This is a genomic window from Myxococcales bacterium (genome assembly GCA_022563535.1).
Classification (GTDB): domain Bacteria; phylum Myxococcota_A; class UBA9160; order UBA9160; family UBA4427; genus DUBZ01.
This window is the reverse complement of sequence record JADFNE010000129.1, coordinates 1-5,881: the sequence shown is the minus strand read 5'-3', so window position 1 is coordinate 5,881 and position 5,881 is coordinate 1. Positions and strand designations below refer to the sequence as shown.

Annotated in this window: 5 protein-coding genes and 1 pseudogene; 4 read left to right on the top strand and 2 right to left on the bottom strand. The window is 58.8% G+C overall.

Features of this window, described 5'->3' with window-relative positions:
- Together IH881_19990 and IH881_19985 are read right to left on the bottom strand one after the other, a co-directional pair.
- Positions 1-661 (bottom strand): class I SAM-dependent methyltransferase (locus IH881_19990; GenBank protein ID MCH7869982.1); only part of this gene is annotated, 661 nt, incomplete at its 3' end.
- A gap of 617 nt (positions 662-1,278) precedes the next feature.
- On the bottom strand, positions 1,279-1,788 hold the full coding sequence (locus tag IH881_19985) for a cupin domain-containing protein (protein ID MCH7869981.1): 510 nt from the start codon (positions 1,786-1,788) through the stop codon (positions 1,279-1,281).
- Positions 1,789-2,282: 494 nt separating this feature from the next.
- On the opposite strand from IH881_19985, the gene IH881_19980 reads away from it, so the two are divergent.
- The 4 genes and pseudogenes from IH881_19980 (at position 2,283) to IH881_19965 (ending at position 5,420) form a co-directional block, all read left to right on the top strand.
- On the top strand, positions 2,283-2,822 hold the full coding sequence (locus IH881_19980) for a hypothetical protein (GenBank protein MCH7869980.1): 540 nt from the start codon (positions 2,283-2,285) through the stop codon (positions 2,820-2,822).
- A gap of 61 nt (positions 2,823-2,883) precedes the next feature.
- A pseudogene (locus IH881_19975) lies at positions 2,884-3,395 on the top strand (hypothetical protein).
- A 5-nt stretch (positions 3,396-3,400) separates the two neighbouring features.
- Positions 3,401-4,306, top strand: coding sequence for a methylenetetrahydrofolate reductase (locus IH881_19970; protein MCH7869979.1), 906 nt, complete (start codon positions 3,401-3,403; stop codon positions 4,304-4,306).
- A 187-nt stretch (positions 4,307-4,493) separates the two neighbouring features.
- Complete coding sequence (locus tag IH881_19965; protein ID MCH7869978.1) at positions 4,494-5,420, top strand: porin family protein; 927 nt, start codon at positions 4,494-4,496, stop codon at positions 5,418-5,420.
- The last annotated feature ends 461 nt before the right edge of the window (positions 5,421-5,881 follow it).

The following is a 5,881-nucleotide window of genomic DNA, read 5'->3' as shown; positions in this document are numbered from 1 at the left end:
CGAAATAGGGGGTCAGCAAATACTCCGAACAAGCGTATCGAGCTCCGGGTTTCAATACGCGGGACATTTCTCTTGCATGCGCATCGAGCTCCTCCTTCTTGAAGAAGGGCCAGACCGCCTGGAAGGAAAAGCATCCATCGAAGGTGCCTGATTCGTACTCGAGCGGCTTGTGATGATCGCCAACTTTGAAGTGGAGCCGATCGCTCATTCCACATTCCGCGGCCCAGTCGATTGCGTTTTCGATCTGATTCGGATCGATGTTGTAGCCAGAAACCTGGCCACCGGTCAACGTGGCGATGTAGTGCGCGATTCGTCCTCGCCCGCATCCCATATCCAACAGATGGGACTCTTCAGGGTCCTGTACACTCAGCTCTTTCAACACGGCTTGTTCGCATAACAACTGGTTCCCATACAATCCCTCCGATTCGTTCAGCTGGGGAGGAAGGTAGAGTTTTTCTAGATCGAAGACTGACAACATGTTGTTCAAGACCTTGTAATAGTCCGCGACGGCTTTCGTCTCGTCCTCCGTTTTGGTCTCTTCACCTGCTTGCATTCGTTGAAGGAATTTATACCCGTCGATACACGCTTGTTTGTCTTCTTCCGATAACGTTGCCAGTCGCTTCACTCCTGTGAGCGAAGTCTTGATCCTGTACCAGTCCACTTTGCGCACCCCTGCCTCTTCGGGCATGTCGAGACCCGGCGGATCAGAACTTCAAATCCGCACCTCGAGTCCAAGGTCGAGTATTCTGTCGACTAAGCGCGGAGGGAGCAAGAGTAGGGGCGACTTTTCGGTTCACGGGTTGCCAGCTTGCCAAGCAGCTCCGGCCCCCTGACTCATCGAGGCGAGTTCGCCGACTCGGGATCGACGGGAGACGGTCTGGCCCGGGCTCACAACTCCCCCGGGCTCGGATAGTGGCCTCCCGGGAAGTATTCGAACCCCGGCCCTCAACTTCGCAGCCTGAATGTGCTCGCAGGGTCGAAGCTCAAGGGCGAATGACTCCAACGGTGGCCCGAACAGAAAACGCCCGGAAGCCGAAAGCCTCCGGGCGTTTCTATCTGGTAGCGGGGAGGCGCTTTGACCGAAGCGAGTCAGGTGGGGCGGCTATTTTGGTCCGACTGCGGTTTGTCGCTTGATCGAGTAGCTAGATGTCGTGCCGCTCAGACGAACATCGGCAACGATACGGTAAATCCGGGATCGTCGGAGTCGTCGACGGGACTGCTCTTACTGACGGGTCGCGGATGTCTCGGTAGTTGATGACGCAGCCCGTGGAGAATCGTCTAACGTGTTTTCGCGTCGACAAGAATCCCCACCAGTTCCGCCGTTTCCGTGCCCTTGTTGATCCAGGCGTGGTTTGTTCCGCGCTGAATCACGACATCGAAGGGCAAGAGATCCACTTGGTCGTTGTCCAGTAGCAGCGTGACCTCGCCGCGCAGCAGGACCACGTAGTCGACGGTGCTCGTCTTGTGCATACGGGGGTGGAGGCTGGTGTCGGGGCGGCAGTGAGCGGCACCGACCACTTCGAATGATGCCGCTACTTGGTGACTCAGTTCTTCACGGCTCTGTCCGCGGTCTTCGGGTTCGACTCTGAAGAAGCGAAAAACCGTGCCGTTCTCGGGCGGCTCCAGCTTCACTCTACGCCCGTCCACCGCGTCGTCGCTACCGAAGTCGGCGGGTGAACCGTCTGTAGCCCAGAGTTCAGTCAGCGTACCGAAGTCCATCGCCGGACCGTCGCTCACGACGTGCGATTTGCTGTCGTTGTCATTGCCTGTGACGATGCGTCTGGACATGCTTTGTCCTCGATGATTTGCGCTACGTCCTTCGAGCAGACGTGAGGGTCGTCCATGGCCCGCCGAAGCTCGAGTTGGCGGTGTCGAGTTCTGAGTAGTATTACTCCATTATTCCAATAACCGAAGTCCCCGGCAATCCAGGCGGGATCACGAAGCGGGGAGGCGATTCAACCGAAGCGAGTCAGGTGGACTGGGCGTATTGGTGGGGCTGCCGTTCGTGGCATAGCTCGAAATTCGGATTATCGAGGCTGCGTCGATAATCCGAATTTCGAACTCTGCCGAGACGAACGGACGGCACACTCGTTGGCGGCAGCTCCGTCTCGGGGCGGCGCCCGGTTCAACTCCTGTCGGGACTGCTCCAATGCGGCTTGTGCGGCGGCCCGGTCCACATCGTAGGCGGAGGTAAGTATGGGTGCGGGTGGCGACACAAGCGCGGCCCGAAGATCTGCTCTGCGGAGCGCTGCATCAAGCCGGGCGAGTTGGAAGCCCGAGTATTGGGAACGATCCGAACCCAGATTTTGGTGCCGGAGATCGTCGAAGAAGTAGCGCGCCGGAGCCTGCGGTTGGCCCAGTCTCGGTTCGAAGAGTCCCACCGCACGCTGGCTGCTGACCGGCGCCGGCTAGACGAGGTCAAGCTCGAGGAGCGCAACCTGATCCGCGAGATCGCGAAGCTGGGAACCTCGGATGAGTTCTACGAAGTTCTTCGCGAGCTGCGCGAAGAGAATGCCGCGATCCAAACCCGCATCGAGGCGGGCCAGCCGGAGTGGAGCCCCGCAAGTTTGGAGAAGCCTGTGAGTGCGGCGATCTCGCAGATCGAATCACTCCTCCAGGCGTCTCCGGAAAAGGCCCACCTGGCGTTGGAGAAGCTGCTGAGAGGCAACCGGATCACACTCCATCAGAGCCCAGGCAGCCGCGAGTACAGCATCGAAGGGACTGCCGAGCTGACGCTTGAAGCACATACGGTCGGTCGTCATGAGACGACCGACCGTATGCTTTCGGTGGTAGCGGGGACAGCTACCCAATATTGGACGTAACTAATTGGTATTGTTACGGTTCGTGAAATCACACTGGTGTAGTTGCCCCCAGAGTTGCCCCCTGGTGATTGCGTCCCAGCCCTATCGCGCCCGGCTATCCGCCGAATTCAAGGCAGATAAGGTTGTCGGTCCCCTGACCCGTGCGTTGGGCAAAGGTGGCCGCTTGATCGGTATTCATTCCTGCGGCAAGGACCCTGGGGCATGGAAATCATCCAGCGGGTGTGGCCTGACGAGGCGCCCTTCACGACTGATCGCCACGACATTCTGCGGGCCTTGCGCAAGTTCCTGGGTAAAGACTCCCGCCACTACAACCTGAACGCCTACGCCGACTCCCGCTCGATTTTTCGCTACGACATGCACACACTCCCCAATGAGGTGGAATCCAGTATCGGCACATCCACCCTGTTTGCGGCCTGGAACGCCGCAGTGTATGTCGCGCAAATCGAGGACGAACGCCTGTCTGCAGTCGTGAAGAGTGGCCAATACCTTGAGGCCACGGAGGCCACGCTAAAAGCACACCATGGACTCTGGTTTAATGACGAGTCCTATGTGATATCCAGAAAGAGGGACTAGCCGCCATGAACCCCGACCTGCTGGAAGCACGAATCTCACATACCCTGTCTGAACTGGTGGCAGATGGTTCGATCGAGTTGATAGAAACCAGTACAGCCGCGATCCATCCCGGCCAGAAGCTTCTGCCCTACGCGATGAGCGTTTTTGTTCCAGCCCTGGCCAACCGAGAGTTGATGACGAACCTGGATCGGATGCAGTCGTTGAGCCGGGCGGGATTTAATCCAGTGCCCCATCTTGCCGCCAGGCGGCTGGCTTCGGAAAAGCAACTGCGGGAGTTCCTGTCTCGCGCGGTGGATGAATGCCAGGTCCGGCGCGTCCTGCTGATTGCCGGTGACAAGCGAGAGCCCGCGGGACCATTTACGGATACCCTCGATGTACTCGACAGCGGCTTACTGCAAACCTGCGGTATCAAGGAGGTCAGTTTTGCCGGTTATCCCGAGGGACACTCCCTGATCTCGCATCAGGCGTTACAGGAAGCGCTGGCCAAGAAGTTGGCCTGGGCGGCCGGTGCTGGTATCGGTGTCTCGGTACTGACCCAGTTTACCTTTGCACCGGTACGCATCATCCAATTCTGTGTAACTCTTGAGAAGGAAGCCCCGGGCGTGCCGGTGTATGTTGGCATGGCGGGACCAACGCATATTGTTTCCCTTATGCGCTATGCCCGCCTGTGCGGAGTAAGCACGTCCCTGCGGGCAATGCAAGAGATGGGGATGAAGGCGGCAAAACTGGTCATGCATACCGACCCCACTGAGCAGCTGCAAATGCTTGCCCATCACTGTGCGACGCATGCAGGAAACAACATCATCGGTATTCACTTGTACAGCTTTGGCGGATTTTCCGATTCAGCACAATGGATGCACGATGCAATTGGCGCAGCTGTCGCTGGAGGACAGGCCGCCCAGGCAAACTGACGACAGGATTCGGAAACGGCAAGTGCTTACCCGGGTCGGCCATATCGCTCCTGAATTCGGGAGACTTGCCAACGTGCTACTTGGCCGGGGTTGCGGAAACCCAGCTTTAATTACCTATCCTCGCTAGAATGAGAAGGGTTCGCTGGCGCTTTTGCCCGCGACCCCAGGGACGGGCGAGGGGTCCCCCATGCGCATCCCCACCAACCTTTTTTCGGTGCTCGTCGACAATTTTAGATGCTTGCACGCAGTCCGAGACGGTGCAGGGTCCGGCGCCACTCGAATCTTTGTTGCGCTGGCCATCGTTTTCGCCCTCGTGACGGCACCAACTCGCCAAGTCGCCGGCCAGACCACAGTACAACTCAAGGCGAACGCCGCCGAAGCGGCCCGCGCCGCAAACGAGGCACGACAGCAGGCCGCCGAGGCAGCGGAGCGGTTGGAGATCGCGCAAGAGGCAGCCGCGCAGACGGCGGCCGCAGTTGAAGCTGCCGAGCGCCAGGCGGGCGCTTTATCTGACGCCGACCGTGCGGCCATCGAGAAAGTGCGGCGTGAAGCCGAGCGTGCCAACCGGAGGGCAGACGAGGCGCTGGCTGCTGTCGATGAACTCCAGCAGCGCTTCGCCTGGGATCGCAGCGGAGCCTACATCGGGGTTGCGGTGTTCTGGGCTCCCGAAGCGTTCAACACGGACGTCCGGGTCGACTCGTCCAAGGGGTTCTCGGGATGGCTCGGTTACCGTTTCGTTCCCAGATTCGCCGCAGAACTTCGCGCAGACCGTCTCAAAGACTTCGATTTTTCCGGTTCCGGCTTCACGGGCTCGCTCGAAGCCTGGGAGTTGACTGCAAACGCCAAAATCTTCCTGCTGACAAAGCGATTCCAGCCCTATGTCTCGATCGGCCTGGGAGCCTTCGTTTCACAGCTCAAATTCGTGGCTCTCGAGACGGGCGAGAGATTTTCGGACAAAGACACCAACATTCTCTTCCGCCCCGGCGTCGGCATCGACTACTACCTGACGCCCAGCCTTGTCCTGGGCCTCGAAGCGAGTTACGTCTCCGTCGGCGGCGACCTCGACGAAGTTCGGTTCGGCCTGCTCGGCGGCGGCCTCAGCTTTCGATTCTGACGCCCGGCTGCGTGCTCGAATAGCGGCAAGCCGCCCGCCGCAGGCTTTCCAGTCGCTGTCAGTTTTCAATATTGGTCCGCTCCGGCAAAGCAGGCACCACATTCCTCGCTCGCCTGCTTTCCCGCAAACTCACATCCCCAACTGCTCACCCTCAGTTTTCCCACCCGTGGACACTTCGGCCACATAGGACACCAATCCCATAAACTCTCCCTATAGAGTTCTATATTTCAGAGTTATCAGAAATGGTGTCTTTGGTGTCTTATGTGTCCACTCGGGAGGGCCATCTAGGCTGGATAGGTGGCGACCCGTCGCGTATCTGTCCTCACTGAGCGTGCCCAGGTCGTTTCGCGGAGTTTTCGGAGACATCTCGGCATGGAGCTGCGAACGGATGAAATCGAGGAGGTGATCCTCTTCGATCTCGTGCATGTCCTTGTGCCGAAGTGTTCGAACAACGCTTCTGT

Coding starts and splice junctions, on each gene's coding strand:
- IH881_19985 (MCH7869981.1), bottom strand. CDS start 1,788: ATGTCCAGACGCATCGTCACAGGCAATGACAACGACAGCAAATCGCAC.
- IH881_19970 (MCH7869979.1), top strand. CDS start 3,401: ATGAACCCCGACCTGCTGGAAGCACGAATCTCACATACCCTGTCTGAA.
- IH881_19965 (MCH7869978.1), top strand. CDS start 4,494: ATGCGCATCCCCACCAACCTTTTTTCGGTGCTCGTCGACAATTTTAGA.